30 protein-coding genes are annotated in these 25,746 nt (G+C 54.5%); 10 read left to right on the forward strand and 20 right to left on the reverse strand.

Features of this window, described 5'->3' with window-relative positions:
* Positions 1–21: 21 nt before the first annotated feature.
* A complete protein-coding gene (locus WMW72_RS33270; RefSeq protein ID WP_341419886.1) occupies positions 22–465 on the reverse strand; it encodes a VanZ family protein in 444 nt (147 codons plus the stop codon).
* Between the two features lie 233 nt (positions 466–698).
* Between WMW72_RS33270 and WMW72_RS33275 the strand changes: the two genes are divergently transcribed.
* Entirely contained in the window at positions 699–1,169 is a 471-nt protein-coding gene (locus tag WMW72_RS33275) for a GreA/GreB family elongation factor (RefSeq protein ID WP_341419887.1), read from the forward strand.
* 344 nt (positions 1,170–1,513) lie between these two features.
* Here the strand turns inward: WMW72_RS33275 and WMW72_RS33285 are convergent, their stop codons facing one another.
* The 5 genes from WMW72_RS33285 to WMW72_RS33305 all read right to left on the reverse strand — a co-directional run bounded on the left by WMW72_RS33285 (position 1,514) and on the right by WMW72_RS33305 (position 4,675).
* Complete coding sequence (locus WMW72_RS33285) at positions 1,514–1,846, reverse strand: hypothetical protein (protein ID WP_341419888.1); 333 nt, start codon at positions 1,844–1,846, stop codon at positions 1,514–1,516.
* Between the two features lie 94 nt (positions 1,847–1,940).
* Entirely contained in the window at positions 1,941–2,501 is a 561-nt protein-coding gene (efp, locus tag WMW72_RS33290) for an elongation factor P (protein ID WP_341419889.1), read from the reverse strand.
* A 30-nt stretch (positions 2,502–2,531) separates the two neighbouring features.
* Complete coding sequence (locus tag WMW72_RS33295) at positions 2,532–3,605, reverse strand: M24 family metallopeptidase (RefSeq protein ID WP_341419890.1); 1,074 nt, start codon at positions 3,603–3,605, stop codon at positions 2,532–2,534.
* A gap of 2 nt (positions 3,606–3,607) precedes the next feature.
* Positions 3,608–4,054, reverse strand: a complete 447-nt coding sequence (gene aroQ, locus WMW72_RS33300) for a type II 3-dehydroquinate dehydratase (protein WP_341419891.1) — start codon at positions 4,052–4,054, stop codon at positions 3,608–3,610.
* A gap of 108 nt (positions 4,055–4,162) precedes the next feature.
* On the reverse strand, positions 4,163–4,675 hold the full coding sequence (locus tag WMW72_RS33305) for a YqhR family membrane protein (RefSeq protein WP_341419892.1): 513 nt from the start codon (positions 4,673–4,675) through the stop codon (positions 4,163–4,165).
* A gap of 147 nt (positions 4,676–4,822) precedes the next feature.
* Here WMW72_RS33305 and WMW72_RS33310 point away from each other — a divergent pair, with 147 nt between their 5' ends.
* Positions 4,823–5,749: a DUF1385 domain-containing protein gene (locus WMW72_RS33310; protein WP_341419893.1), complete on the forward strand. Its 927-nt coding sequence runs from the start codon at positions 4,823–4,825 to the stop codon at positions 5,747–5,749.
* Positions 5,750–5,779: 30 nt separating this feature from the next.
* On the forward strand, positions 5,780–6,067 hold the full coding sequence (locus WMW72_RS33315; protein WP_341419894.1) for a hypothetical protein: 288 nt from the start codon (positions 5,780–5,782) through the stop codon (positions 6,065–6,067).
* Between the two features lie 42 nt (positions 6,068–6,109).
* Here the strand turns inward: WMW72_RS33315 and WMW72_RS33320 are convergent, their stop codons facing one another.
* Together WMW72_RS33320 and mntR are read right to left on the reverse strand one after the other, a co-directional pair.
* Positions 6,110–7,123 carry a patatin-like phospholipase family protein gene (locus tag WMW72_RS33320; RefSeq protein ID WP_341419895.1) on the reverse strand — a complete coding sequence of 338 codons (1,014 nt, stop codon included), beginning with the start codon at positions 7,121–7,123 and terminating at the stop codon, positions 6,110–6,112.
* A 126-nt stretch (positions 7,124–7,249) separates the two neighbouring features.
* The gene (gene mntR / locus WMW72_RS33325) at positions 7,250–7,672 is read right to left on the reverse strand and encodes a transcriptional regulator MntR (protein WP_341419896.1); all 423 of its coding nucleotides are present in this window, start codon (positions 7,670–7,672) and stop codon (positions 7,250–7,252) included.
* 192 nt (positions 7,673–7,864) lie between these two features.
* Here mntR and splB point away from each other — a divergent pair, with 192 nt between their 5' ends.
* On the forward strand, positions 7,865–8,929 hold the full coding sequence (splB, locus tag WMW72_RS33330; protein WP_341419897.1) for a spore photoproduct lyase: 1,065 nt from the start codon (positions 7,865–7,867) through the stop codon (positions 8,927–8,929).
* A 4-nt stretch (positions 8,930–8,933) separates the two neighbouring features.
* On the opposite strand, the gene WMW72_RS33335 is transcribed toward splB, so the two are convergent.
* From WMW72_RS33335 to yidD, 6 genes are all read right to left on the reverse strand, one after another.
* Positions 8,934–9,641: a cytochrome c biogenesis CcdA family protein gene (locus WMW72_RS33335; protein WP_341419898.1), complete on the reverse strand. Its 708-nt coding sequence runs from the start codon at positions 9,639–9,641 to the stop codon at positions 8,934–8,936.
* A gap of 31 nt (positions 9,642–9,672) precedes the next feature.
* On the reverse strand, positions 9,673–10,476 hold the full coding sequence (locus WMW72_RS33340) for a metal ABC transporter permease (protein ID WP_341419899.1): 804 nt from the start codon (positions 10,474–10,476) through the stop codon (positions 9,673–9,675).
* A 30-nt stretch (positions 10,477–10,506) separates the two neighbouring features.
* Complete coding sequence (locus WMW72_RS33345) at positions 10,507–11,289, reverse strand: metal ABC transporter ATP-binding protein (RefSeq protein WP_341419900.1); 783 nt, start codon at positions 11,287–11,289, stop codon at positions 10,507–10,509.
* Positions 11,290–11,320: 31 nt separating this feature from the next.
* Complete coding sequence (locus tag WMW72_RS33350; RefSeq protein WP_341419901.1) at positions 11,321–12,289, reverse strand: metal ABC transporter substrate-binding protein; 969 nt, start codon at positions 12,287–12,289, stop codon at positions 11,321–11,323.
* A 181-nt stretch (positions 12,290–12,470) separates the two neighbouring features.
* Complete coding sequence (gene metG / locus WMW72_RS33355) at positions 12,471–14,510, reverse strand: methionine--tRNA ligase (protein WP_341419903.1); 2,040 nt, start codon at positions 14,508–14,510, stop codon at positions 12,471–12,473.
* A gap of 371 nt (positions 14,511–14,881) precedes the next feature.
* Positions 14,882–15,091 (reverse strand): membrane protein insertion efficiency factor YidD, encoded by a 210-nt coding sequence (yidD, locus tag WMW72_RS33360; protein ID WP_341419904.1) that lies wholly within the window; start codon positions 15,089–15,091, stop codon positions 14,882–14,884.
* 353 nt (positions 15,092–15,444) lie between these two features.
* On the opposite strand from yidD, the gene WMW72_RS33365 reads away from it, so the two are divergent.
* Together WMW72_RS33365 and WMW72_RS33370 are read left to right on the forward strand one after the other, a co-directional pair.
* A complete protein-coding gene (locus WMW72_RS33365) occupies positions 15,445–15,843 on the forward strand; it encodes a hypothetical protein (protein ID WP_341419905.1) in 399 nt (132 codons plus the stop codon).
* Entirely contained in the window at positions 15,830–16,297 is a 468-nt protein-coding gene (locus WMW72_RS33370; protein ID WP_341419906.1) for a type II toxin-antitoxin system VapC family toxin, read from the forward strand. The genes WMW72_RS33365 and WMW72_RS33370 overlap by 14 nt, the downstream gene beginning before the upstream one ends.
* A 134-nt stretch (positions 16,298–16,431) precedes the next feature.
* Here the strand turns inward: WMW72_RS33370 and WMW72_RS33375 are convergent, their stop codons facing one another.
* A complete protein-coding gene (locus WMW72_RS33375) occupies positions 16,432–17,229 on the reverse strand; it encodes an AraC family transcriptional regulator (RefSeq protein ID WP_341419907.1) in 798 nt (265 codons plus the stop codon).
* Here WMW72_RS33375 and WMW72_RS33380 point away from each other — a divergent pair.
* Positions 17,219–17,482 carry a hypothetical protein gene (locus tag WMW72_RS33380; RefSeq protein WP_341419908.1) on the forward strand — a complete coding sequence of 88 codons (264 nt, stop codon included), beginning with the start codon at positions 17,219–17,221 and terminating at the stop codon, positions 17,480–17,482. The two genes, WMW72_RS33375 and WMW72_RS33380, sit on opposite strands and share 11 nt — an antisense overlap.
* Before the next feature lie 186 nt (positions 17,483–17,668).
* Here the strand turns inward: WMW72_RS33380 and WMW72_RS33385 are convergent, their stop codons facing one another.
* The 3 genes from WMW72_RS33385 to WMW72_RS33395 all read right to left on the reverse strand — a co-directional run bounded on the left by WMW72_RS33385 (position 17,669) and on the right by WMW72_RS33395 (position 20,528).
* Positions 17,669–18,463, reverse strand: coding sequence for an ABC transporter ATP-binding protein (locus WMW72_RS33385; RefSeq protein ID WP_341419909.1), 795 nt, complete (start codon positions 18,461–18,463; stop codon positions 17,669–17,671).
* Positions 18,463–19,362 carry an ABC transporter permease gene (locus WMW72_RS33390; protein WP_341419910.1) on the reverse strand — a complete coding sequence of 300 codons (900 nt, stop codon included), beginning with the start codon at positions 19,360–19,362 and terminating at the stop codon, positions 18,463–18,465. Before WMW72_RS33390 ends, WMW72_RS33385 begins: the two co-directional genes overlap by 1 nt.
* 128 nt (positions 19,363–19,490) lie before the next feature.
* Positions 19,491–20,528 (reverse strand): ABC transporter substrate-binding protein, encoded by a 1,038-nt coding sequence (locus WMW72_RS33395; RefSeq protein ID WP_341419911.1) that lies wholly within the window; start codon positions 20,526–20,528, stop codon positions 19,491–19,493.
* 360 nt (positions 20,529–20,888) lie between these two features.
* Here WMW72_RS33395 and WMW72_RS33400 point away from each other — a divergent pair, with 360 nt between their 5' ends.
* Positions 20,889–21,071: a hypothetical protein gene (locus WMW72_RS33400; protein ID WP_341419912.1), complete on the forward strand. Its 183-nt coding sequence runs from the start codon at positions 20,889–20,891 to the stop codon at positions 21,069–21,071.
* 39 nt (positions 21,072–21,110) lie between these two features.
* Here WMW72_RS33400 and chrA read toward each other — a convergent pair whose 3' ends face one another.
* Together chrA and WMW72_RS33410 are read right to left on the reverse strand one after the other, a co-directional pair.
* Positions 21,111–22,379 (reverse strand): chromate efflux transporter, encoded by a 1,269-nt coding sequence (gene chrA, locus WMW72_RS33405; RefSeq protein ID WP_341419913.1) that lies wholly within the window; start codon positions 22,377–22,379, stop codon positions 21,111–21,113.
* 63 nt (positions 22,380–22,442) lie between these two features.
* On the reverse strand, positions 22,443–23,075 hold the full coding sequence (locus WMW72_RS33410; RefSeq protein WP_341419914.1) for a LysE/ArgO family amino acid transporter: 633 nt from the start codon (positions 23,073–23,075) through the stop codon (positions 22,443–22,445).
* Positions 23,076–23,221: 146 nt separating this feature from the next.
* Between WMW72_RS33410 and pdxR the strand changes: the two genes are divergently transcribed.
* The gene (pdxR, locus tag WMW72_RS33415) at positions 23,222–24,679 is read left to right on the forward strand and encodes a MocR-like pyridoxine biosynthesis transcription factor PdxR (protein ID WP_341419915.1); all 1,458 of its coding nucleotides are present in this window, start codon (positions 23,222–23,224) and stop codon (positions 24,677–24,679) included.
* Between the two features lie 124 nt (positions 24,680–24,803).
* Entirely contained in the window at positions 24,804–25,742 is a 939-nt protein-coding gene (locus WMW72_RS33420; protein ID WP_341419916.1) for an MraY family glycosyltransferase, read from the forward strand.
* The last annotated feature ends 4 nt before the right edge of the window (positions 25,743–25,746 follow it).

The following is a 25,746-nucleotide window of genomic DNA, read 5'->3' on the forward strand; positions in this document are numbered from 1 at the left end:
CTTCCGTCCTCCTTCAAGCCTTTATAGATCCAACCTATGAGAAACATAACGTCTGCTCAGAACATAACCGATCGAGCCGCCCACCGTGTTCAATATCCAGTCATCGATGTCCCCGGTTCCTACCTCTAGGAAGGTTTGCGCCACTTCGAGGACGACGATTCCTGCAGTAAATATGTAGAGGAAGCCCGGATAGCTCCAGCAGCCTCGCAGCCAAAGCGGGATCAGCAGTCCAAATGGCACAAACACCCCGATGTTGCCTCCGATATTGATAAGCGGATGCAGCCAGTTGCCTGGGCCAACACTTCCTACATAATGCCATATCGTGCGGAACGGGATCAAATTAAATTGAATCCGCTCCAGCCCCAAGTCCGAGCGGCCGAAGCCCCGGAACATCCAATAAAGCAGCAGCAGCGTGTAGCCTACCCCGAGCAGTTCCACAAGTTTGCGGATGGCAGTCCGGCCCATATCCAATGCGCCCCTTCCATCTGCGAAGTATAATCAGAATAAACCATTTGGATTTATTTGTCATCCAATGTCCGATCCAACTGGACTTCCGCTTGCGATCTGTTACAATAAGCGATAAGGCCTCTGTTCCGCAGAGGTCTTCTATTTCTATATCAGGGAGGAACCAGCAATGAAAAGACTGGCAACCAGCATCGTCAAAGTGCGTACAAAATGCATAGGAGGTGATATCTACTATGAACCCTAGTAGACACATCCATCCGCAGCGGGAACAATACGTGCACCAGCTTCTTACGCTTGGCGACGAGAGAAATCGCTTTCTCGACGCTTATTTCCCCGACTTCGGGAGCAAGCGAACCCAGACGGGCAAGCTGCTTTCCTCCTATACCGATGGCCTTCAACAGCTGCTGGCTTCGCCTGGCGAAGCATGGACTTCCACGGTCCTGATCGGCAGCCGGGTAACCGTCACTTATCTGGAAGACGGCATCTCCGATACCTTCACCATTGTTTTTCCTGACGAAGCCGATCCTGAGGCTTACCGGGTTTCTTTCCTGTCCCCCGTCGTACAGCAGCTCCTGCTCCGCAAGCCGGGTGATGTAGTTGCCATAGAAACCAATCTCGAAACTCTGCATGTTCGCATTGAACACATCCATCCTGCTGCCGAAGACTATGCGATCCGAAACGCAGAGGAACGGCTTGGATCCTAGATAAACCGATCTGCCCGGCATCAGGCACAAGTCAATTATGTTCGACGATCTATTCATCGCCATTTCATATTTCGATTTTGTCCGGTCTTGTGTTCAGCGGAACAACCTCGGTCGGCGCGGTGCTGCTCGTCTCGCTGTCGGCGCTTTTATTTAATCTGCTCTTCCTCGTTCTGGGCAGAAAACGGGTCTAGTATTTCAACAAGGCTGTTCATCCCTCCGAGCTATTTCTGCCTGAGCGTGATGACCCTGCTGTTCTTCGGATTCGGCTTTGACCATCGAGCCGTCTGCGCTCGGAGGGGCCACACCTGGCGGAACAAGCCTGACAGCGGCCTGGCGCTAGGTCACTACCGGAGGCCGCCCAGCAGGAAAGAGAACACAAACAGAATGACAAGGCCAACGCAAAATGCGAGCAGAATGCCCTTCAAAAAATCGAGCATGCTCGTCCGCTTGTCGGTCAGGACTATGCGGCTTCTGAACCACAATACAGCCAGGGTCATAAGAGTGACCAGGGCGTCGAACCGGAGCAGCCGCAGGATATACTCTCTTGCGCTCCAAGCTGGGGGAATAAGGCTGCGTCCTCCGCTAGGCTCTGTTCCCCAATCCGGGAACAGCAGCAGTCCGACAAGCGTCGCGATCAGAAAGCTGTAGATAGCGCCTTTGATCAATGTTTTTTCCATATGTTCACCTCCCGGATCATCTTGACGCTAACAAATAAACAAGCCGCACCCGGACAGGGTGCGGCTTGTTCTCTTCGTAGGTTATTCTAAGATGTTATGCGCGGGAGATATAGTCGCCTTCGCGGGTATCGATCAGGAGCACGTCGCCTTCGTTGATGAAGAGCGGCACTTGAACGTTGAGGCCGGTTTCGACCTTCGCATTTTTCGTAGCGCCTTGAGCGGTATTACCCTTGATGCCTGGCTCGGTCTCGATAACCTTCAGCTCAACGCTGTTCGGCAGGTTGATTCCGAGAATTTCACTGCCTTGGTAGCTCATGATGTTGATGTTCATGTTCTCTCTGAGGAAATTCAGCTCCCACTCGATTTGCTTCTCATCGAGCGTGATCTGATCGAAGGTTTCCGTATCCATGAACGTATGCTCTTTGCCGCTGGCATACAGGTACTGCATCTGACGGTTCTCGATATGAGCGCGGGCTACGTTCTCGCCAGCGCGGAATGTACGCTCTACGGTATTGCCGTTACGCAGGTTTTTCAGCTTGGAGCGAACGAAGGCTGCGCCTTTGCCCGGTTTTACGTGTTGAAAATCCAGCACCGTAAACAAATCATGCTCTACTTCAATCGTCAAACCTGTCTTGAAATCGTTAACTGAAATCACTGTCAAAAAACCTCCCTGAAATGGTAACCCTTATGGAATCACAATCAAGTCTTTGCTTGATTGGGTCAACCTGCGATTGCCTGTGTCTGTGATGACGATGTCGTCTTCGATTCTTACGCCGCCGAAGCCGGGTAAGTAAATACCGGGCTCCACCGTAACGACCATGCCCGGCTCGAGCACGATATCACCTTGCGTAGATAAGCGGGGCGCTTCATGAACTTCCATCCCAAGACCATGTCCCAGACCGTGCCCGAAGTAATCTCCGTAGCCATGGCGCTTGATGACATCGCGAGCGACGGCATCCGCTTCGCGTCCGGTCATGCCGGGGCGGATGCGGGAGAGTGCCTCGAGCTGAGCTTCAAGCACGATCCCATAAATCTCTTGGTGTTTGTCGCTAGGCTTGCCCACTACGACCGTACGCGTAATATCGGAACAGTATCCTTTATAATACGCGCCGAAATCGAGTTTGACAAATTCGTCCGTGCCGATAATCCGGTCGCTCGCCTTCCCGTGGGGAAGTGCAGAACGTTCACCGGAGGCGACGATGGTCTCGAACGAGGTAGATGCCGCGCCGTTGCGGCGCACGAACAGCTCGATCTCGAGCGCAATGTCACGCTCGCTCACACCCGGCTTCAGCAGGCCCACGATATGATGAAACGTACGGTCCGCCAGATCGGCCGCTTCCTGCATCACGGCGATTTCCGTATCGTCCTTCACCATACGCAGCGTTTCGACCAGTTTGTCCGTAGCGACCAGTTCAATTCCTGACAGTACCTGACTATATGCCAGATAAGCTCCGTAAGATACGTCCTGCTGTTCAAATCCCAGTCTGGACAGCCCTTCGGACTGCAGCAGGCTGCGTACCGTCTCGAGCGGGCTTGGCGCATGCTCGATGACTTCATACCCCTGAGCCTGCTGAGGGGCTTGCGTCATATAACGAAAGTCCGTCAGCAGAACGGCGCGCTGGCCTGTCAGCAGCACATAACCTGCAGACCCCGTAAAACCGGTCATATATAGCCTGTTCGTCGCGTTGGTAATCAGCAAGGCTTCCAGGCCCTGCCGCTCCATCAGCGTCCGCAGCTGGCTGATTCGCTTGCTTTGCATCGTTATCCCTCCGAACGGTTTATATATTGGACTAACGCCTGAAGACCCAATTCATAACTGTCCGCACCGAAGCCCGCGATCTGTCCGACGGCAACCGGTGCAATGACCGACAAGTGGCGAAAAGCCTCCCGCTGATGAATATTCGAGATATGTACCTCGACGGTAGGCAATGCGACCGTGCTGATCGCGTCGCGCAGTGCATAGCTGTAATGGGTGAACGCTCCGGGATTGATCAGAATGCCGTCCTTCACCCCGTAGGCGCTATGAATTTTATCGATAAGCTCCCCTTCGTGATTGGACTGGAAGCTCTCCAGACCGACACCCAGACTTTCAGCCAGCATGTCCAGCTTGTCAATAATCGTCTGCAGCGTCAGCGTCCCGTACACGCCTGGCTCGCGGATGCCGAGCATATTCAGGTTGGGTCCGTTCAACAGCAATATTTGTTTCACCAGAAAGTCCTCCTAACCGTAGCCAAACCGCATACGCTTAGACATTTTACCATATGTTTCCCCGGTTTGAGAACTTTTTTTTGACCGGACTTCAGGGACGGTTCCGGCTCATACCGGCTCGGGCGAACGCTCGTCTTTCTGGGCTACCGGCTCGCGGCTGCGTTCATCGGTAAACTCGAAGCTGATCGAGTAGCCAATGAACAGTCCCCATAGGACGAATAGGCAGAAATCCGATAAAACCGTATTCAGATCCATGTAGGCAATCCATTTCGTCATGCCCGTCAGCGGTCCGATTAGCAAGAAAATAAAGACCCACCATGCCACACCGTAGCCGATACCGAACCAAGGACCTCTGGTCTTGGCCATCAGGAGCGCGTACAGCAAGGAGGCGACGATGGAAAATAGCGTAAAGGCTCCCCAGCCCAGCCAATAACCTGCAACCGAGGTTAAATATTCATGCAGAAAAAAGGGCTCCAGCATAAAGCCCGGAGGCAGTGTGGTAAAATGAAAATAGCTTTCGATGATCTTGAGTCCGCCCCATAGAATCCCTGCAAATACCCCAATATATAGGGCGAACGACCACTTTCCCGTCTTCTTCCTGGTCTCCGGCTTCCGCTCCATGCCTTCGCCGCCTCCCTCACAAGTTTGAATCTGGATGCTGTGCATAGTATGTCAAAAAACCGGGTCCTATAAACAAGTGGCATTATAAGCCTGGATTCGGTACAATAAATAAATAGTTTAAGAATGAAGTCGAAGAAGGTGTCTCCATTGTCGGATAATAATCAGCAAGCGGTGTATGGCGGCCAAGCCGTCATCGAAGGCGTCATGTTCGCCGGGCAGAAGGTTCACGTCACGGCCGTCCGCCGCAAGGACCAGACCATTGAATACTTGGAAGTGCCTAAGAAAGAAATTCCCTGGGTGCAGACGTTGAAAAAAATCCCGTTTGTCCGCGGCATCGTCGGCATCGTGGAGGCCAGCGCCAAGGGAGCTCAGCATCTGAATTTCGCAGCCGAAGTGTTCGCCTCAGAGGAAGGCGAAGAGAAGGAGGAGAAGAAGGATTCCGCCGGCAGCCGGTTAACGATGATTCTGGGCGTTGCCTTCATCGGGATCGTGTCATTTCTGTTCGGCAAATTCGTCTTCACCCTCGTACCGACGGCTGTCGAGCAGGTCATATTCGGTCACATGTTCGACAATCAGATCGGTCACAACCTGATCGAAGGACTGATCAAGATTATCCTGCTCGTCGGGTACATCTACTTCATCTCCCTAACTCCGATGATCAAGCGGCTGTTCCAGTATCACGGAGCCGAGCATAAGGTGATCAGCGCTTATGAAGCCGGCATGGAGCTGACTGTAGAGAATGTCCAGAAGTTCAACACCCTGCATTACCGCTGCGGCAGCAGCTTTATCGTATTTACCGTGCTGATCGGTGTCGTGATTTATTCGTTCTTCGAATATAATTCATTTATCGAGCGCATCGTACAGCGGATCATCCTGCTTCCCGTGGTGATCGGCGTATCCTACGAGGCTCTTCGATTCACGAACTCCCTCAGAGAAGTGCCCGTTCTCCGCTATCTTGGCTACCCTGGGCTTTGGCTCCAGCTGCTGACGACCAAGGAACCCGATGATTCGCAAGTCGAGGTTTCGATTGCATCGTTCAACCGGATGCGCGAGATCGACCGTCAGACGAGTTAATCCTATTTTTGGGCAAGGAGGCCGCAAGGAATGAGAAACCGAAACAACACGATTGCTTATATCATTTTCGGCTTGATCGCCATTGGAGTGCTTGCCAGCCTGCTTACGAACCCCACAGCGTTTCTGGTACCGCTCCTTGTATTCGGGGCTATCTTCCTGCTGTACAGGTTTCCTCCGAATACGTGGAACCGTCAGAACCGTACCCCGCCTCCGCGGGGCAGCAGCAGGTTCGCCAAGGGGAAGAGGAAGAACGCCACGTTCCGTGTTATCCCTGGAAGCAAAGACAAGCAGCAGGATGACCCTCCCAAGTATCATTGACCCGCAATTCGAAAAAAACTGGCCCTCGCGGCCAGTTTTTTTTCATGGGACAGGGCCTTGAATGACAGGCGGCCCCGGCCTCCGCGGAGCCGGCATGCGGCATACCTGCGTGTAATACTGATCCTTGTAATCGCTCACTTTCCACTTGCCGAAAAATTTGTTCGTCGCCTGCAAACCCGCATTGAACAGCTCGACGCTTTGCTCGGCAGTCAGATCAAAGTCTGTGATCCCGATCCCATGCGTCGGAATCTTGACCGTACGGAACCGGTTGTTCTCCTGGATATAATGATCGTCATGGGCATCCAGCATCGTCGAGAACAAAGCTTTCAGCATCGATAGTGGACCTGATACAGGGTTAGGCTTTGCCGAGCCGCGCCCGACCAGCTGAAACCCGATCGTCGGAGTCAGCGATTCGACGCTTACAGGATCGACATTATCGAAGAGCCATAGTGGAAAGTTGCTGAGCAGTCCCCCATCCACAATATACACAAACTGGTCGGCGAAGGTTGCCCCCTGCGATCGCATAGGTTTCCTCTTCCGGATAATAACGGGGTCGAAAAAATAAGGAATGCTTGTACTCATCCGTACGGCTTTGGCAACAAGCAGCCGTTTCGGATCGATGCCGTAATGAGCAATGTCGTCAGGCAGCACCAGCAGCTTCCTCCCAGAAATATCGGAGGCGATAATCCGCAGCTGCTCCGGCCGGAGATCCCCGAAGGTCCGGATGCCCTTGGCCAGCAGCAGACGGTGCACCCAATGCTCTAGGGCCTCGCCCGAATAAAGCCCCTTCTTGATGAATAACCGGGCCAGCGGGCCGATCAGCTTCGTATTGAAAATCGGCGCACGCTGCAGGAAGGAATGAAACGGAGTCCCTTCAATAATCGCACGCAGCTCGTCGGCCTTGTATCCCGCCGCGACCAGTGAAGCGACGATAGCTCCCGACGACGTGCCCGCAACCTGGTTAAAACCGTAGCCCAGCTTCTCCACCGCCGAAACGGCTCCAGCCAGTGCAATACCCTTGACGCCTCCGCCCTGAAATACCGCATTGATGTTCATCCGCTATCCCCTCTTCCCGTAACCCTAGCGACATTTCACCGTGATGTAATGTATGAGGGAAGGGCTTGGACATATGCCAAAAAAGCCTTGATCCAGGCAGGATCAAGGCTTAATTCTTTATGTAAGCTATTCGGTTTCGAGCTCAGACTTAAGTCTCAGCAGTTCTTCTCCGCGCGAAGCATCCCGTCTGAAATATTCGACCAGCGTCTCGATGCAAGTGATCGAATCCCAGCTCAGATGATGCTCGATGCCCTCGACATCCTTGTATATATTTTCTTCCGACACGCCGATCGTTTCCAGAAACTGCTCCAGGAGCTGATGGCGGTCTACCAGACGCTTACCCACCTTCTGTCCCTTGGAGGTCAGGACAAGACCTCTGTACTTCTCATAGATCAAGTAGTTATCCTTGTCCAGCTTCTGGATCATCTTCGTTACCGATGAAGGATGCACTTCCAGTCCCTCGGCAATGTCGGATACGCGCGCATAGCCTTTCTCGTCGATCAATTTGTATATTTTCTCCAAATAATCTTCCATACTCGGCGTAGCCATCTGGTATCCTCCTGTAATTCAAACCAAAGTATCTTAAAACGGCGCTAAAGCCGGTTATCCCGCTCAAAATTCCCATGTGTGGAATGTGTATCGCCGAAGCAAGCTAGAGGGGGCGGAATTAGCGTTACTAACTATATCACAGCCTTCTGGCGTAAAGCAAGTCCATCTAACTATGGCAAAGGGAGGTTTCTCATGACGACCGAGCTGCTCTCTCCCCCTACTCCTCGGCAAACGCAGGTGTTCGTACCTGAGCTCGTTTATTTTGAGCCCGACGCCCTCGAATACCCCAAGGGGAAACGAATCCATGAATGGGCGCTCCGCGAAGGGCTGCCGATCCGGATGACCTCGTCGCATAACCGGATCACGAACCTGCCCGGCGAGAGCGATCTGGAGAAGTACCGGATCGCCAAGCGGACGCTGGTGGTCGGTATCCGCAAGACGCTGAAGTTCGATACCTCCAAGCCTTCTGCCGAATACGCCATCCCGGTCGCTACAGGCTGTATGGCCCATTGTCATTACTGTTATCTCCAGACGACTCTGGGGGCTAAGCCCTATGTACGGGTATATGTCAATACGGACGAGATCCTGGCTCAGGCACAGACCTACATCAATGAACGCGCACCGGAGATCACCCGCTTCGAAGCCGCCTGTACGTCCGACCCGGTCGGTCTGGAGCATATCTCCGGTTCCTTGAAGGAATACATCGAGTTCATGGGCAAGCAGCCGCTAGGCCGTCTTCGCTTTGTCACGAAGTTCCATCATGTGGAGCCGCTGCTGGATGCACAGCACAACGGGCACACCCGCTTCCGCTTCAGCGTCAATGCCGATTACGTGATCAAAAACTTCGAACCCGCCACCTCCAGCTTCCAAGAGCGTATTACCGCTGCAGGGAAGGTTGCCAAGGCCGGCTACCCGCTCGGCTTCATCATCGCCCCGATTATCTGGCATGAGGGCTGGGAGGACGGCTACGCGGCTCTGCTGCATAAATTAAAAGAGGCGCTCCCGCCGGAAGCGACCTCTAATCTGACTTTTGAGCTGATTCAGCACCGCTTCACCAAAACCGCCAAAACGATCATCGAGCAGCGATACCCGAAGTCCAAGCTGGAGATGGATGAAGCGAAGCGGAAATATAAGTGGGGCCGCTGGGGCCAGGGCAAGTACGTATATCCTGATGAGCAAGCGAATGCGCTGCGCGAATTCATCACCGAGCGCATCTTCGAAAGCTTCCCTGAGGCCACGATCGATTACTTCACCTAATGCCTTAGCCGATCCAGGCGGGGGTGATGCTCTGCAGCCAGATGGTGATGCGGGTCATCTGATCCGTATACAGCAGCACGGCAATCAGCAGCATGACGCTCCCGCCTACCTTCATCATAGCCGATGAGTACTTCAGAATCCACTTTGTAGACCCGATAAAGAACGCGAGTACGAAGAACGGAATTGCGAAGCCGAGCGAGTATGCGGTAATCAGCGGCAGCCAGGAATTCGGCTCACTGGCAGCCAGCACCAGCATGGCTGACAAGATCGGGCCGATGCAAGGCGACCACCCGGCCGCGAATCCGATGCCGATCAACAGAGAACCCAGATAGCCTGCAGGCCGCGACTTGATCTGCAGCTTGCGCTCTCTCATCAGCCACTGCGGACGGAATATGCCGAGCAGGAATAGCCCCATTACGAATATGAATATAGCGGACAATTGCCGCAGCAGCTCCCGGTTATCGAAGAAGGCCGACGCGACAATATTGGCGCCAAGCCCGAGGCTGTAGAAAATAATGCTGAAGCCTAAGATAAAGCACAGCGTATGTGTGACCAGCTTAAAGCGGATCTCCTTCGAGCTTTGCTCGTCCTTCAGCTTGCCGACAGAGACACCCGTTATGTATGACAAGAACGATGGATATAGCGGCAGCACGCAAGGCGAGATAAATGAGATCAAGCCGGCCCATAGCGCTATCCAGAAATTTAACTCCATGACTCTCCCTCCCCGTGTCCTGCACTCCCTGTCAGGAGCGCAGACCTCGTTTGACGAACATAATAACGATCAGCATCGCAATAAGCATCAGCACGATCGTTGCCCCTGGAGCCAGATCCCAGATACCTGCCGAGAACAGCCCCAGAATAACGGCGGCCTCCGAGAACAGAATGGACCAGAAGATCGACCGCTTGAAGCTGCGGGCGATCAGCAGACTGCAGGCTACAGGAATCGTCAGCAGCGACGAGACCAGCAGCGCGCCCACAATCTTGATCGACACGCTGATGACGAGCGCCGTCAGCATCGTGATCATGATATTGTAGAAGCGCAGCGGCAGACCGCTGACTCCGGCGGCATCCTCATCGAAGAACAACAGGAACATTTCCTTGTAGTTGATAGCCACAAACGCAGTCACGAGCACAGCTACGCCGCCGACAACCCACAAATCCGTGTTATCCAGCGTGTACACGCTGCCGAAAAAATAACTCATGACATTGATGTTAAAGCCTCTGCCGAGCGTGAACAGCAAGGTCGCCAGCGCGACGCCGCCTGACATAATGATAGCGATCGAGAGCTCCGCATACGTCTTGTACGCTTTGCGGAGACGCTCGATGGCGAAGGAGGCGATCAAGGCGAATAACAAGCCGACGCCGATCGGATACACATTGATCAGAAAGCCTAAGGCTACGCCTGCGATCGACACGTGAGCGAGCGTATCTCCAATCATCGATAGGCGGCGCAGGACGAGGAAGACGCCCATCAGAGGGGCTGTCAGACCGATTAGAATGCCTCCGATCAACGCCCGTTGAAAAAAATATTCATGTACAATATCCAAGTGATTTTCTCTCCCAAACTAAAACTGTACCTACGACCAAGCTTCCGCGGTTTCCCGCAATTGCTGCCTGGAGTGAGACAAATCCGTCTCCCTGCAATTTTCAGGGGCATGTGTATGCTTCACATAAAAGCCCAGCCCGCGGCTTTGGTGCTCCGGCTCTGGCCCCAGATACGAGCGTACCATATCCAGATCATGCGATACCATCATGAAGGCGATATGATGATGCTCATGCATATGCCGGATCATCCGGAAAAATCCCGCCTGCGTCTCCGCGTCGATGCCGACCGTCGGCTCGTCGAGAATCAGCAGCTCCGGATTGTTAACGAGTGCCCTCGCCAGAAATACGCGCTGCTGCTGGCCGCCTGACAGCTGGCCAATGCGGCGGTCGGCCAAATCCTCAATACGCATCGCATACAGCGCATCGTCGGCCTTGCTCCGCTGGGACGGACTCAGCCGCCGGAGCAGCGTCTTCTTGTTATACAGGCCGGAGGTAACTACCTCACGTACGGTCGCAGGAAAGAGCGGATTGAGCGCATTCTTCTGCGGGACATAACCGATCCGGTCCCAATCGCGGAACGTGGATAAGGGCTGGCCGAACATGCGGATCTCGCCGCGGGTCGGCTTGAGCAATCCGACGATCATCTTGAGCAGCGTCGTTTTGCCCGCTCCGTTCGAGCCGACGATCCCGACAAAATCCCGTTCCAGGACTGAAAAACTCAGGCCGTCGATCACTGTTTTGTTCTCATAAGAAAAAAAGATGTCATCGATCGTGACGATCTGTTGATGACATCCGGAATGAGCGTTCAATTCCATAAGCAAGGCTCCTTAACTGAAGGTGTCCTTTCTATTTTAACGCTTTTAATAAATTATTCAAATTTTTCTCCATCAGCGAAATATAATCCTCGCCCTTGCTAAGCTGCTCCTCGGTCAGTCCCTCAATCGGGCTCAGCACAAGCGTCTCGACACCGGCGTCTTTGGCCAAGGTTTTGGCCATTTTATCGGAGACCAATTCTTCGAAGAAAATATATTTCACTCCATTGTCCTTCACAAACTGCAGGATGTTCTTCATATCTTTGGATGTCGGCTCGGCATCCGGGGACAATCCCATGATGGCCTTCTGGGTTAATCCGAAATCCTTGGCCAAGTATCCGAACGATTGGTGCGTCACCACGATTTCTTTCTTCGAGGTCGAAGCCAGCTGGGTTTTGTATTGATTATTCAGCGCGTCCAGCTTATCGGCCAGCTGCTTGTAATTGGCCTCGTAGTCGGCTTTATGCGCAGCGTCGGCCTTCACAAGGGCTTCCTTGATGTTCAGTGCCATTTGCTTGGCATTAACGGGCGACAACCAGACATGCGGATCGTTGGACCCGTGGTCATGATCATCCTTCTTGCCTTTCTTATCGTGGTCAGCCTCATGCTCGTCCCCGCCCGGGATCAGGGTAATCCCGCGGCTCGCTTCGACCACCTGAACCTTCGCATCCTTCTTCATACTGTCCAGCGTATGCCCTACCCAACCCTCGAAGCCTGCCCCCAGATAAGCGAACACCTCGGCATTGGTCAGATTTTGAATATCCCGGCTCTTCGGGGACCAGTCATGCGGCTCGACGCCCGACGGAACCAGATTGATAACATTGACGTGGCTTCCACCTATTTTGGAAGTGAAATCATACAGCGGATAGAAGCTGGTTACAACATTGACCTTGCCGCTTACCAGGGCAGACTTGGACTGGCCGCAAGCGGTCAAAGCCATAACAAGCATCAACAGCAGCACGATAGACCCTACGTTTCTTTTCTTATTCAACGATCGTGACATTAATTCAATACCTCCACCATGTAAATCGTAATAATTTTCATTAACTAGGCTGATTATATAGCCCCTGTACGCTATTGTCAACGCTAAAAGTAGATTTTACGAAAAAGAAAAGACGCCCTCCTACCCCGCGGTCGATAAATCCCGCGGAACAGAAGACGTCTAAGACCTTGCTATCCAGTTATTACTTCACAATCGAGCCGTTCGGAAGATCCTCGGCCACAGTCGCCAGTGTCAGCTGGTCCCCCTGGGAGGCTGCCAGAATCATGCCTTGCGACAGTTCTCCGCGCAGCTTGACCGGCTTCAGGTTGGTTACGCAAATCACCTTGCGGCCGACCATCTGCTCTGGCGTATAGAACTTGGCGATGCCCGAGACGACCTGACGCTGCTCGAAGCCTAGATCGAGCTGAAGCTTCAGGAGCTTATCCGCCTTCTTGACCGGCTCGGCGGCGATAACCTGCGCGACCCGCAGCTCCACCTTGAAGAAATCGTCGATCGAGATTTCAGGGGCGTGCTCTTCGTCGGACAAAGCCTCGGCAGATGCTGTGGCCTGTGCCGAAGGCTGACCCTGAGCCGATGCTGCCTCAGCACCCTGTGGCTGCTCTCCCGCAGCCTGGGCCTCGCTCTTGCCGCCGCCCATTGCGGCAGCGATATAGGCGACTTCTTTCTCCGCATCGAGCCGCGGGAACATCACCTCGCCCTTGACCACACGCGTGCCTGCAGGCAGCGAGCCGAAGGCATGCACCGAATCCCACGCGGTGAGCTCGCCCTGTGTCAAGCCTAGCTGCGCCCAGATCGCACGAGGCGTGCTCACCATGAACGGCTGGAGCAGTACCGAGGTGATTCGCAGCGACTCGGCGAGCAGATACAGGACGGAGCCCAGCACGGGACGCTTCGACTCATCCTTGGCCAGCGCCCATGGCTGCGTCTCATCGATATATTTATTCGTCCGGCTGACCAGCTGCCAGATCGCCGACAGCGCCACGGAAAACTCCAGCTTCTCCATCGACTCCTCGACCTTCGTTACGGAGCTTGCCAGCGTATCCAGCAGGGCTGCGTCGAATTCAGTCGCATTCGCGATGTATGGCTGCACGACGCCGTCAAAATATTTGTCGATCATGACGACCGTACGGCTGAGCAGATTGCCGAGATCGTTCGCCAGATCAAAGTTAATCCGCTCGACGAAGCTCTCCGGCGTGAATGTACCGTCCGAACCGAACGGCACTTCACGCATCAGATAGTAGCGGAGCGCATCCAGGCCATAGCGGTCGATCAGTGTTACCGGGTCCACCACATTGCCCTTGGACTTAGACATCTTGCCGTCCTTCATCAGCAGCCATCCGTGGCTGAATACCTTCTTCGGCAGCGGCTGTCCGAGCGCCATCAGCATGCAAGGCCAGATAATCGTATGGAAGCGCACGATCTCCTTACTCATCAGGTGCACGTCCGCCGGCCAGTAACGGCGGTAATTGGCATCATCCTCGCTGCCGTAGCCGAGCGCGGTGATGTAGTTGGACAGGGCATCGATCCAGACATAGATCACATGCTTCGGATTGCCCGGTACGCGAATTCCCCAGTCGAACGTCGTGCGCGATACGGCCAGGTCTTCCAGACCAGGCTTGATAAAGTTATTGATCATCTCATTGCGGCGCGATTCGGGCTGGATGAAATCAGGGTTCGCTTCATAGAATTCAATAAGCTTGTCCGCATACTTGCTCAGACGGAAGAAGTAGCTCTCCTCCTTCACCCACTCCACCGGACGTCCGCAGTCTGGACACTTGCCGTCTACCAGCTTGTTCTCGAGGAAGAAGGACTCGCAAGGCGTACAGTACCAGCCTTCGTAATGGCCGAGATAGATATCGTCCTGCTCCAGCAGTTGTTGGAAGATTTTCTCTACAGCCTGCTTATGGCGCGGTTCGGTTGTCCGGATGAAGTCGTCGTAGGAGATATCCAGCTTGCTCCAAAGCTCCTTGATTCCCGCCACGATGTCATCGACAAATTGCTGCGGCGTCTTGCCGGATTCCTGGGCCTTGCGCTCAATCTTCTGTCCGTGTTCGTCGGTACCCGTCAAATATCTAACGTCAAACCCGCGCAGCCGCTTGTAGCGGGCGAGCACGTCACCGGCAACCGTCGAATACGCATGCCCGATATGCAGCTTATCGCTCGGGTAGTAGATCGGGGTCGTGATATAAAAGCTTGGTTTTGCAGAATTGCTGTTCGTCATAGCTAAGAAACCTCCTCCGGATAGGCAAAAAAAGAATACAAAAAGCCCCCGTCCTCTTGGGACGGGAGCATCGCTCACGTGGTACCACCCAACTTCCCCTGCACGCTGCATAACGCTGTCCGAAACGCTGGAACAAGCGCCCATGCTCTGCAAGGCTCAGCGGTCTTATCGACCTTCCCGTAACGCGGGAATCACGATGGGAGCTTACCCGCAGCCTGTGCGCAGCTCACTCTCATATCCTCCGGGACCATCTTCCCTAGTCTTCCGCCTACCGGTTCTCAGCTACCCCGGTTCTCTGTAGGGCTTCCCTCCAGGTACTCATCCGTTCATAGGATCATGTAAGCCAAATATAGCGAAATCCATCCCGGCTGTCAAGGCACATGATCGATGCCTCCGGGATGGAACGGATGGCACTTGCAAATCCGCTTCACCGCCAGCCACGAGCCCTTGGCAGCTCCATGCTTATCCAGCGCCTGCAGCGCGTAATCGGAGCATGTCGGATAAAACCTGCAGGTAGGCGGCTTCAGAGGCGATATGAATTTCCGGTAAAATACAACCCCGCCCCGCAGCACACGCTTCATGGCTTCCTGACTCCCTTGCCGGTAGAATGGCTGTCCTCTGCACAGCCGGACCGCCGCTGCGGTCTTCCCTTCATCTTGAACGATCCGCTTGCGTCTGTCAACGCGTGCATCCCAGCATGCTGCCCGCTCGGACGAAATACACAGGAAACTTGTTTTACCTGCCTGTTTCAGTGTTTAATTAGATGGGTAACAGGGATTGCGTCGAAACGGCCCGGTCTGTGGCGAAACGCCGTTGTCATCATGATTCTTGACCGTCACCGTCCGACTGAAACCGAAGATTTCTTCCGAATGCTGTGAAGAGTCCGACCTGTCGAACAGCTTCAAATCCATGCCGTGGAAGGTGAATGAACCCAATGAACAATTCCAAGGACTTTGTCCAAAGCCAATTCAAAAAATGGAAAAGCGCGGCTTCCTCGCTGATCTTGAATGAAGACGGAGCCGATGAAGGAACGCTGGTCGAGCTAGAACCGGAATATTACCAGAAATGCCGCCAGCTTGCCGAAGCGCAGAACACGACGGTAGCCTCCGTCGTTCATTACATCCTCGAGCAGCAATTCGCCATAAGGGCAGGCGAGAGGATCTACCAGGCCAGCGTCGAGCAGGTAGAGAAAAACCCGCTGCTTGCCCTGGATGGCCTGACCGGCAAACGGGACAGACGGGATCAACGGGACAGCCGCGAACGCGAGCGCTCGGATAGCTGGACATCCCGCGAGGAGCGTAAAACGGAGGTACACGAAGATGAATTCTCATGATCAAGCCTACCTGGGACAAGCTGTGTTCCTCGAGCAATCCGCCTGGATGGCCTTTATGAACCCGGAAGACCCTTATTATTTGAAAGCCCGTTCGCTCTTCTACGATCTGAACGACCTGGATCGCCCGCTTGCCACCACGAACTACGTTGTGTTCGAGACTCATCAATGGCTGCGCAATCATTTCGATTATGCCGATGCCCAGATTTTCCTGAATACGATCGACAAGGCGATGCAGCAGGGCAACCTGACCATTATTCCCGGAGGCTCGGAGCTCGAGCATGAGTCCAAGCGGCTGCTGCTGGAATATCCCGATTACCGGTTCTCGCTGAATGAAGCGTTAACGGCTGTCGTACTGCTTCATTACCGAATGAAGCGCATCTTCACCTTTAATCCGAATTATTCCTTCCTCTCGCGGCTTGACCGCGAAATCAAGGTGATTCCCAGCATTGTGTAACAGACGCGAAGCAGAGATTTCAGTTCCTTGAACACCGAAAAGGTCCGGCGCATGCCGGACCTTTTTTCATACCTTTGCCGGAACCAAGCCATGTGATCCTAGACGTGCATGTCGGCGGGAAGACGCTTGGGCCGCTACCCGAAAGGACGAAGCTGCTTGCGGTAGTCGCTGGGCGACATCTTGTAGCGTGAATGAAACAGCCGGTTGAAATGCGTATAGTTGGCAAATCCGCATAAATAAGCAATCTCCTGCAGGGTGGAGCATCCGATCAGCATCTGTTCTTTGGCAAGCGACAGCCGCACTTCGATCGCATAATCCATAATCGACTGGCCGAACGTCTGCTTGAAGATCTGCGAAGCTCTGGAAACGCTCAACCCTACGGAAGCCGAAACCTCACGAAGGGTTATGGCTTCCGTCACATTTTTTTCGACGAACGACTTGATCTGGTTGGATACCGATCGCTCATACCTATTCTTGCTGTCCCCGCCAGCAATAAGCCGCTTCATGTGAAGCAGCAGACTGCGTGCTAAATAATCGAGAATATCCGCATCCGAATCCTTGACCTTGCGGGTTTCGTGAATCAGCAGCTTCCACATCGAGATCAGCATCTCGTCAATACCGATATTCAGCTTTTGGGTATCCTTGAATTCCCCCCACCACTGCTGCGCCCAGGGCTCGTTCGCATCCAGCCCGAGATAATAATCGGCGCTCGGGTGCGCGTGAAGCTCCTCCAGAGGGATGTTCAGCTCGTACCGGTCTCCAGGCTTGCACATCAGAAGATCACCGGGTACGATATCGTACACCGTCCCGTTGAGCGCAGCCTGGCAGAACCCTTCCGTCTGCAGCCGGAGCAGATAATGCTCGCCGGACACCGTTCTCGGTGAGTAGAAGGACCGGGTATGCTTGGAATAGCCTGTCATCATGATTCTCATAAACGTTCACCTAGAATGGGATGGATTACTGATCATTGTAGGGGAATCCTCACCTGCTGTAAAGCGGTTTCAATATTGCCCGATACGTGCGAAGTTATGTCCATCCAATCGGAAAACACGTAAGAACCGGGTGCCGATTATTCATCTGAAGGATATGACGCGCGACCACCGGGAACATTCGCCGAAGTCGGAAGCGATAGTATCGACTTCCTCCCGAGTTCTGCAATGGAGCGAGCGCGGCGGTATCGAATGATATGTCATGGAGCAGGATCGATGCAACGGAGACCCGATGGAATCCGTCCATACCAGCCTGAATCATCTGGGATTGCGGATCTAAACATAACGGTGACGGAAGAATGACAAAGAACCTGATCACGCCGAAGCTTGTCAGGTTCTTAGCTAGCTTACCATATAGATGAGCGGTAGGGGCTATGCCGGCTCAGCCCAGCACAACCCGGTCGTCCGCGAACTTGGCTCCGCGGATTTTCTCGAATTGCTCAAGCAGTCCCTCTACCGTCAATCCTTGCTTGTCCTGCTCGGGAACATCCAGGATGATGCCGCCCTTGTCCATCATAATCAGACGATTGCCGAGTCGGATTGCCTGCTCCATGTTGTGCGTGACCATCAGCGTTGTCAGCTTCAGCTCAGCGACGATCTTCTCGGTCAGCTTGGTAATGAGCTCGGCCCTAGATGGATCTAGCGCAGCCGTGTGCTCGTCGAGCAGCAGAATGCGCGGCTCGGTGAACGTAGCCATCAGCAGACTCAGCGCCTGGCGCTCACCGCCGGACAGCAGGCCGACCTTGGCATTCAGCCGGTCCTCCAGCCCGATACCAAGACGGCTGAGCTGCTCGCGGTACCATCTCCGCTTGGAGGCGGTGACCCCGATCGACAATCCTCTCCGCTGGCCGCGCTTGTAGGCCATCGCCAGATTTTCCTGAATCGTCATCGTCGGAGCCGTACCGGCCATAGGGTCCTGGAAGACGCGGCCGATCCATGCACTGCGCCTGAACTCTGGCAGCGCGTCCACTTGCTTGCCGTCGATCCACACGCTCCCCAGATCCGGAGCCATTACACCGGAGATGATGTTCATCAGCGTCGACTTGCCTGCCCCGTTGCTGCCGATGACCGTGACGAAATCCGCTTCCTTCAGATTCAGATTGATCCCTGACAACGCGACCTTCTCATCCGGAGTGCCGGGGTTAAACAGCTTGGACACTTGATCGATGCGAAGCATCAGCGTTTCACCTCCTGATGCGGCTGAGAGCCTCGGGCTTGTAGTTCCTCCGCGCGGCGCCGCATCACCGATTTCTGGCGCAGCGACTTGCGTACCATCGGCATCGTCAGCGCGATGATGACAATCAGCGCCGTCATCAGCTTCATGTCCGTCGGCTCCAGCCCTACCCGCAGCGCAAGCGCTACGATCACGCGGTACACCACCGCGCCAAGCACAACAGCCAGCGTCGCGCGCAGCACCGTACGTGAGCCGAACAGCGCTTCGCCGATAATGACGGAGGCCAAACCGATGACGATCATCCCGACGCCCATCGTAATTTCCGTGAACGCGGAATACTGGGCGATTAACGCACCCGACAGAGCTACCAGTCCGTTGGACAGACTGACTCCTACAATAATCGTATTGTCGGTATTGACGCCAAAGCTGCGAATCATCCGGGGGTTATCGCCCGTCGCTCTCAGCGCCAGCCCCGTATCCGTATGCAGGAACCAGTCCAATGCGAATTTGACCAGCAAAATAATAAAAGGCATCACCAGCCATACCTTCACATCCGTCAACACCGTGTCCATGCCGAGCAGCGGAATATTGGACTTGCCCATAATCCGCAGATTAATCGAATACAAGGCGATCATCATCAAAATCCCGGAGAGCAAGGCGTTGATCTTGCCCTTCGTATGCAGCAGCCCGGTGCAGGCGCCCGCCACCAGACCGCCGGCAAACGCCGCAATACTAGCCAATAGCGGCGAATAGCCGGCTGTAATCATAACGGCTGCGATCGCCCCCCCAGTCGTAAAGCTGCCATCAACCGTCAAATCCGGAAAATCCAAAATACGAAACGTCAAATAAACGCCGAGCGCCATAATGGCATACAACGTGCCCAGCTCCCATGAACCTAACATAGCTGTTCCCAATGCTGAAAATCCCAAGGTTCGTCCTCCTATCCCTAAAAAAGCGGGAGCAACATCTCTCTGTCAAGAGAGGCTGCCCCCACTCCATCACGCTGCGTTCGCCGGAAGGCAATTCCAGCTTACTTGCCTGCGTTCAGCAGGTTGCTCTTATCCTGCATCTTGTTCTTCATCGAATCCGTAATCTCCACGCCTTGAGCCTTGGCTGCGCTGGCATTGATGATCAGATCGAGCTTGTCCGGGTAGCTGACTTTCATGTCGCCCGGCTTGGCTCCCTTCAGAATCTCAACGGCCATCTTGCCGGCCTGGTAGCCATGGTCATAATACTTGAAACCATAGGTCGCGATCGCGCCCTTCTCTACCGTATCCCGGTCACTGGAGAAGAACGGGATTTTTTTCTCATTGGCCACCTTGATGATCGATTCTACGCCGCTCACGACGGTATTGTCGAGGGTAACGAAGATCGCATCCGCACGGCCAACCAGTGATTCGGCAGCCTGCTTAACCTCGGAAGCATTCGATACGGAAGCCTTGACGACCTTGATATTGTGCTTGGCCAGTGCTGTTTCAGCAGTTTTTACCATGAAAGCCGCGTTCGGCTCGCCCTCGTTCACGACGATACCGACCGTCTTCACCTTAGGAAACTCCGCTGCGATGAAGTCCATCAGCTTCGGAGTCGCTTCCGGATGCGTATCCGCTGCTCCGGTCACATTGCCGCCCGGCTTCTCCAATTGCGTGACCAGCTTCGCGCTGATCGGATCAGTGACGGCGCCGAAGAGCACAGGCGCATCCTTCACGTTCTGGACGACCGCTTGAGCGGATGGCGTCGCAATGGCGAACACCAGATCCTTCCTATCCGCTGCGAACTTCTGGCCAATCGTCAGGTTCGTCGTCGAGTCGCCCTGGGCGTTCTGATAATCGAGCTGCATCGTGTCCTTGTCGATGAAGCCCCCATCCTTGAGCGCTGCGATGAACCCTTCGCGCGTCGCATTGAGCGAAGGATGCTCGACGATCTGCGAGATACCGACTTTCACGACTTTTTTACCATTGGAAGCGCTTCCTCCGGAAGCTCCACCAGACTCAGGCGTTTTCGTCCCGCACGCAGAAAGCACGAGCGGCACGGCGACGAGTAAAGATAAAAGCTTGAACGATTTTCTCATAATTTTGCCCCCCATATCTTTGTAACGTAAAGATGTTGTAACGTTAAGCTGCTTTAACGCAATACTGTAATAATAGTATGGACCGTCCTGATTCGTCAATAAAGATTCAACTAACGTTCAAATGCGATGACAGCTGAAAAGCAGGGTAAACCCACAGGTTTTTATCTATAAAATTCAGCTTGTTTGTTATTTTTTGTAAAATAATACAACACTCTGCAAACGTGTCTCTAAGCTCTCTTTCTGGCAGTCATTCCAGCAACTTGCTTCTACATCGTCCGCTCCCTCATGGTACAATGAGAACACAACAAGCCCCGCCCCAGATCAGGGGATCGGGGCGGTACCGGATCTAGGAGGCTTCCTATGAAAATCGCCGTTTTCCTTGTCTTGCTGCTGCTTTATCCCTTATTCCTTCGGCTCATTCATATCTGGGACATGCGGGCCATTCCGCTTATCCTGCCTTATGCACTGGCATCTCTGTCCGTGATTATTCTGGCGTCAGAGATCGGTTCTTTTATCCTGAAGAAGTTCTCAAGAAAAACATAACACGTAAGTTCGAGCGTTGTGCCTATTCACCCTCTCTCCTTAACCAACCAGAGAGCTTCCCAGACCGTATAACAGCCCCAGCAATACAATAATCCAGGGCGGCGCCTTCGCAAATTGGAGCAGAGCGAACAGGACTGCTGCCGCAGCCAGGTCTGCGGCTCCGTTCACTGCTGAGATCCAGATCGGATTGTAGAATGCGGCGGCCAGTATCCCGACCACCGCCGCATTGACGGCCGCTACGCTCCCTTGCAGACGCGGCTGCTTGCGCACAACATTCCAGAAGGGAAGCACCCCGAATACAAGCAGAAATGCCGGCAAAAAAATGGCCGCGGTCGCTAGCAGCGCCCCTCCCACGCCGAAGCCTGCCATTCCCAGATAAGATACAAAGGTGAACAGTGGCCCGGGGACAGCCTGCGCGGCCCCATAGCCCGCCAGAAAGTCTCCCCTGCTCACCCACCCGGCAGACAAAAACTCCCGCTCCAGCAATGGTAAAACCACATGGCCTCCGCCAAAAACAAGCGAGCCGGCACGGTATACCCCATCGGTCATTTGCAGAAGCGGATGACCGGATGCCCTGCTCAGAAGGGGGAGCAGCACCAGCAGAAGTCCAAATAGGAGCAGACAACAGGCCCCAGCTAGCTTGCCAATACCCATTGGCGACTCAGCGAACATCGGTTTACCCTCTTGAGTCCGCTCAGCTCGGCGAAAGCAGCCGAATATTCCGGCAGCGGCCAGCACGGACACTTGGCTGTAGACGCTTGGCCAGAGCAGGGATACCGCTGCTGCCAGCAAGGCAACTGCGGCCAGCGCAGGTCCGGTTATCAGCTTCTGTCCCATACCCAGTACGGCATGAGCCACGATAGCCACAGCGACCAGCTTGAGACCGTGGATCCAGCCCATCGATCCCGGCGTCGCATACTGGATATAGAAACCGAATAGCATAAGCAGCAGTGCAGAAGGGGCGGTAAAACCAAGCCAGGCCACCACGCCGCCTAGCCAGCCGGCCCGAATGGTTCCTATGCCGATCCCGACCTGGCTGCTTGCCGGTCCGGGCAGAAACTGGCACATCGCCACAAGCTCGGCATAGGACCGCTCATCGACCCACCGTCTCCGTTCGACATATTCATGCCGGAAGTAACCCAGATGAGCGACTGGACCTCCGAAAGACGTGAGTCCCAGCTTGAGGGAAGAAGCAAATACCCCCAGCAGGCGGGCGCTGTACGCCTCCTTGAAGCCGTCTTGCCGGATACCCGCCGCACCGCCGCTATCAGACATCTCTACACTAGCCTTTTCCCGAGCTTTGTTCATCCCCACCGATCATTCCCTCCAGGCGCAGCCTATTCACACCTATTGTATAGGGAGGAGACCGTTTTAGACAAGCCAAATACGCAGAAGGCTGTAAGCCAAATAAATCGCCGTTCCCCACATAATCACAGCGGAGACTGCATGGATTCCGGACAAGAACCGGCCCGACGAATCCAGTCTGCCCGCTGCCCTCCCTGCCAAGCCTAATCCGAGAAACCAAAGCCAGGATACTCCGATGCAGGTTACCGCGAAGGCCGCCTTCACCGGTCCGGCATAGGTGAGAGAACTTGTACCGATGACTCCTACCGTATCCAGTACAGCATGCGGATTCAATAACGATACCGACAACGCGAACGTGACCTGTTTCTTCGCAGTGAGCGACCGGGCCGCGTCCTGCTTGTGCTCTGCCGCATGCGCGCGGTTCTTCCAGGTCACAACGCCCATATAAACCAGAAATCCGATCCCGAGCGAGAATAGTAGAATTCGAACCCATTCGTATTCGAACACCACGACCGACACTCCTAATATGGCTAATGAAATTAGCAGCGTGTCGCATAACGAAGCAGTCAGAATGGCTGGTATTGCACGTCTGAAGCGGGCGTGCAGCGCGCCTTGATTAAATACAAATACATTTTGTACGCCAAGCGGCAGGATCAGCCCCAAGGCCAGCATAAAACCATGAAGAATTGCTCCAAACATTCTCGATGCCTCCTGTATGGATGTCCTCCCCTATTCTAGAGTAGGAGACCACCCAAGGTCTCCATCCAATTGGTTGACTCCAGGCCCGACCAATTGGTTATAATAGACCAGATCATACTATGCAGAGAAAGCCGGGATGAAATTTCATGTCCGATGAATGGAGCTTGAACCCCTCGTCGCCGGTGCCGCTTCACCGGCAGATCTATGATTATATGAAGCGCAGAATCATGAATGGAGAATGGCCGGTCGGGACGAGACTTCCCACCCAGAGAGATCTTGCTGCCAAGTTTCAGGTTAACCGCAGTACAGTCGTTTATGCACTGGGCGAGCTGTCCGCTGACGGTCTGATCGCAGCTAGAGTAGGCCAGGGAACGGTAGTGGCCAATAATACATGGAGTCTGCTCGCTGCCTCGCCCCCTCCCGACTGGAATCGCTACGTAACATCGGGCTTGCATCAGCCCAATCTCCAGATGATCCAGCAGATCAATCGGGCGGAGGCGAATCCGGGGTTTCTGCGCCTCGGAACAGGGGAGCTGTCTCCAGAGCTGCTGCCTACCGATCAGATGAAGCAGGTGTTCAGCGGCAGCATGTCCAGCCGGTTTTCTTTGGGCTATTCAGAGCCTAAGGGCAGCCTTTACCTGAGAGAAATCATCAGCGCTTATTTGCAGACGAAAGGGATCGACGCTTCCCCCGCCTCCATCCTGATCGTCTCCGGTGCACTGCAGGGTCTGCAGCTCATCTCGCTGGGTCTGCTGCACGCCGGTTCTACCATATTCGTCGAGAACCCTTCTTACTTGAATTCGGTCCAAGTCTTTCAATCTGCGGGGATGCAGGTACACGGCATCCCGATGGACCGGCAAGGGATACAAACCGAATCCATCGGAAGACTGAAGCGGCAGCATAACGCAGCCTTACTCTATACGATCCCCTCCTTCCACAACCCGACAGGCGTTCTGATGCCGTCAGAGCGACGAGGCGAGCTGCTGCAGACGTGCATACAGGAGCGGCTGCCCGTGATCGAGGATGATGTGTACGGGGATCTATGGCTCGACGACCCGCCTCCGCCTCCATTGAAAGCCGGGGACCGGCAAGGTCTGGTCCTGTATATGGGCAGCATGTCCAAGACGCTGGGACCGGGTCTGCGCATCGGCTGGATCGTAGGACCCGAACCGGTCATGGAGCGGCTGGCGGACATCAAGATGCAGACGGATTACGGGTCCAGCTCCTTATCGCAGCATGCGGTCGCCGAATGGCTGTCCAGCGGACTCTACGAGCAGCATCTCCATCGTACCAGGGCGGCGTTAACGTCCCGCAGGGACAGCATGCTTGCTATCCTGAGCAAGCATTATCAGGAGCTGGCCGAGTGGAGCATCCCGCAGGGCGGCTTCTATATCTGGCTGCGGCTGGTGCAGCCAGTTGCTATGCGCCTGTTGTTTGAGCAGGCGTTGACGGAAGGCATCCTGCTGAATCCCGGGGCGGTATATGACCGGCAGGATCAGCAGCATCTGCGTCTGTCTTACGCGTACGCCTCCCTTGATGAGCTGGAGCGAGGACTGCTACGGCTGGCCGCGCTGATTCGCCTGAATTCCTGCCGCGAATTCTGACGCAATCCTGATAATGCCGTCATTTCATGGAACGTCTTCGCGGAGATATGCTATACTTGCAGCAGATTGTCACCTATTTGTACATAACCTGGAGGGGATTCCTATTCTTTACTTGGCCGCCTTTATGGTCTCTTTTCTTGTCGTGCTGCTGTTGATTCCTCCCCTTCGCAAGCTGGCCTTCCGCATTGATTTTGTGGACAAGCCCAAACCCGACATCGAACGCAAAATCCATCGTGATCCGATCCCTCTGACTGCAGGGCTCGCCATCTTCGCCGGATTCGTCATTGCATATGCGGCATTTGTTCCTTTGGAAGGCAACGGCTCCTTGTCCCTGCTCCTCGCTTCTCTGCTAATACTAGGAGTTGGTCTCGTCGATGACTGGTACAAGACCCGGGGCAAGGAGCTGGCGGCGTGGCCGAAGCTGATTGTTCAATTGTCCGCTGCCGTTATCGTCTATCAATCCGGCGTCGTGTTCTATGGCTTCAATAACCCGTTCACTGGTCAGGACGTGCTGCTTCCGGTATGGCTGCAATTCACACTGACGATTATGTGGATTTTCGGCGTGACGACGGTCATTAACTTCATGGACGGCATGGACGGGCTCGCGGGCGGACTTTCCGCCATCTCAGCCGTTACGCTGTTCGTCGTCGCACTGGCGAAGGGCCAGTCGGACTCGGCCATGATGGCGATCATTCTCGTCGGGGCCGCTGTTGCCTACCTCCGTTACAACAAGCCGCCGGCCAAAGTATTCATGGGCGATGCGGGAGCGACGCTCTTCGGCTTCCTGCTGGCCGTCGTCGCGCTAGACGGCGCCTTCAAGGGCGCGACCATGCTGTCGCTGGCCATCCCGATTCTAGCGCTCGGCGTCCCGATCTTCGATAATATCTTTGTCGTGATCAAGCGTATTCGCAACGGCAAGCCTATCTACCAGGCCGATGCGACCCAAGCCCACTACCGGCTGCTGCGCAGCGGTCTGAACCCTAAGCAGGTCGTGCTGTTTCTATGCCTGATCAATGCCTGCTTCAGCCTAACCTCGATTGTTCTCTTGTTGCTGAATGTATAAGCAA

The organism is Paenibacillus filicis (assembly GCF_038070315.1).
GTDB classification, from domain to species: domain Bacteria; phylum Bacillota; class Bacilli; order Paenibacillales; family NBRC-103111; genus Paenibacillus_G; species Paenibacillus_G filicis.

Bases quoted from the DNA above. Each gene is read 5' to 3' on its own strand.
- WMW72_RS33270 (WP_341419886.1), bottom strand. From the start codon at position 465: ATGGGCCGGACTGCCATCCGCAAACTTGTGGAACTGCTCGGGGTAGGC.
- WMW72_RS33275 (WP_341419887.1), top strand. From the start codon at position 699: ATGAACCCTAGTAGACACATCCATCCGCAGCGGGAACAATACGTGCAC.
- WMW72_RS33285 (WP_341419888.1), bottom strand. From the start codon at position 1,846: ATGGAAAAAACATTGATCAAAGGCGCTATCTACAGCTTTCTGATCGCG.
- WMW72_RS33295 (WP_341419890.1), bottom strand. From the start codon at position 3,605: ATGCAAAGCAAGCGAATCAGCCAGCTGCGGACGCTGATGGAGCGGCAG.
- WMW72_RS33305 (WP_341419892.1), bottom strand. From the start codon at position 4,675: ATGGAGCGGAAGCCGGAGACCAGGAAGAAGACGGGAAAGTGGTCGTTC.
- WMW72_RS33315 (WP_341419894.1), top strand. From the start codon at position 5,780: ATGAGAAACCGAAACAACACGATTGCTTATATCATTTTCGGCTTGATC.
- WMW72_RS33320 (WP_341419895.1), bottom strand. From the start codon at position 7,123: ATGAACATCAATGCGGTATTTCAGGGCGGAGGCGTCAAGGGTATTGCA.
- mntR (WP_341419896.1), bottom strand. From the start codon at position 7,672: ATGGCTACGCCGAGTATGGAAGATTATTTGGAGAAAATATACAAATTG.
- splB (WP_341419897.1), top strand. From the start codon at position 7,865: ATGACGACCGAGCTGCTCTCTCCCCCTACTCCTCGGCAAACGCAGGTG.
- WMW72_RS33335 (WP_341419898.1), bottom strand. From the start codon at position 9,641: ATGGAGTTAAATTTCTGGATAGCGCTATGGGCCGGCTTGATCTCATTT.
- WMW72_RS33345 (WP_341419900.1), bottom strand. From the start codon at position 11,289: ATGGAATTGAACGCTCATTCCGGATGTCATCAACAGATCGTCACGATC.
- WMW72_RS33350 (WP_341419901.1), bottom strand. From the start codon at position 12,289: ATGTCACGATCGTTGAATAAGAAAAGAAACGTAGGGTCTATCGTGCTG.
- metG (WP_341419903.1), bottom strand. From the start codon at position 14,510: ATGACGAACAGCAATTCTGCAAAACCAAGCTTTTATATCACGACCCCG.
- yidD (WP_341419904.1), bottom strand. From the start codon at position 15,091: ATGAAGCGTGTGCTGCGGGGCGGGGTTGTATTTTACCGGAAATTCATA.
- WMW72_RS33365 (WP_341419905.1), top strand. From the start codon at position 15,445: ATGAACAATTCCAAGGACTTTGTCCAAAGCCAATTCAAAAAATGGAAA.
- WMW72_RS33370 (WP_341419906.1), top strand. From the start codon at position 15,830: ATGAATTCTCATGATCAAGCCTACCTGGGACAAGCTGTGTTCCTCGAG.
- WMW72_RS33380 (WP_341419908.1), top strand. From the start codon at position 17,219: ATGATTCTCATAAACGTTCACCTAGAATGGGATGGATTACTGATCATT.
- WMW72_RS33375 (WP_341419907.1), bottom strand. From the start codon at position 17,229: ATGAGAATCATGATGACAGGCTATTCCAAGCATACCCGGTCCTTCTAC.
- WMW72_RS33385 (WP_341419909.1), bottom strand. From the start codon at position 18,463: ATGCTTCGCATCGATCAAGTGTCCAAGCTGTTTAACCCCGGCACTCCG.
- WMW72_RS33390 (WP_341419910.1), bottom strand. From the start codon at position 19,362: ATGTTAGGTTCATGGGAGCTGGGCACGTTGTATGCCATTATGGCGCTC.
- WMW72_RS33395 (WP_341419911.1), bottom strand. From the start codon at position 20,528: ATGAGAAAATCGTTCAAGCTTTTATCTTTACTCGTCGCCGTGCCGCTC.
- WMW72_RS33400 (WP_341419912.1), top strand. From the start codon at position 20,889: ATGAAAATCGCCGTTTTCCTTGTCTTGCTGCTGCTTTATCCCTTATTC.
- chrA (WP_341419913.1), bottom strand. From the start codon at position 22,379: ATGAACAAAGCTCGGGAAAAGGCTAGTGTAGAGATGTCTGATAGCGGC.
- WMW72_RS33410 (WP_341419914.1), bottom strand. From the start codon at position 23,075: ATGTTTGGAGCAATTCTTCATGGTTTTATGCTGGCCTTGGGGCTGATC.
- pdxR (WP_341419915.1), top strand. From the start codon at position 23,222: ATGTCCGATGAATGGAGCTTGAACCCCTCGTCGCCGGTGCCGCTTCAC.
- WMW72_RS33420 (WP_341419916.1), top strand. From the start codon at position 24,804: ATGGTCTCTTTTCTTGTCGTGCTGCTGTTGATTCCTCCCCTTCGCAAG.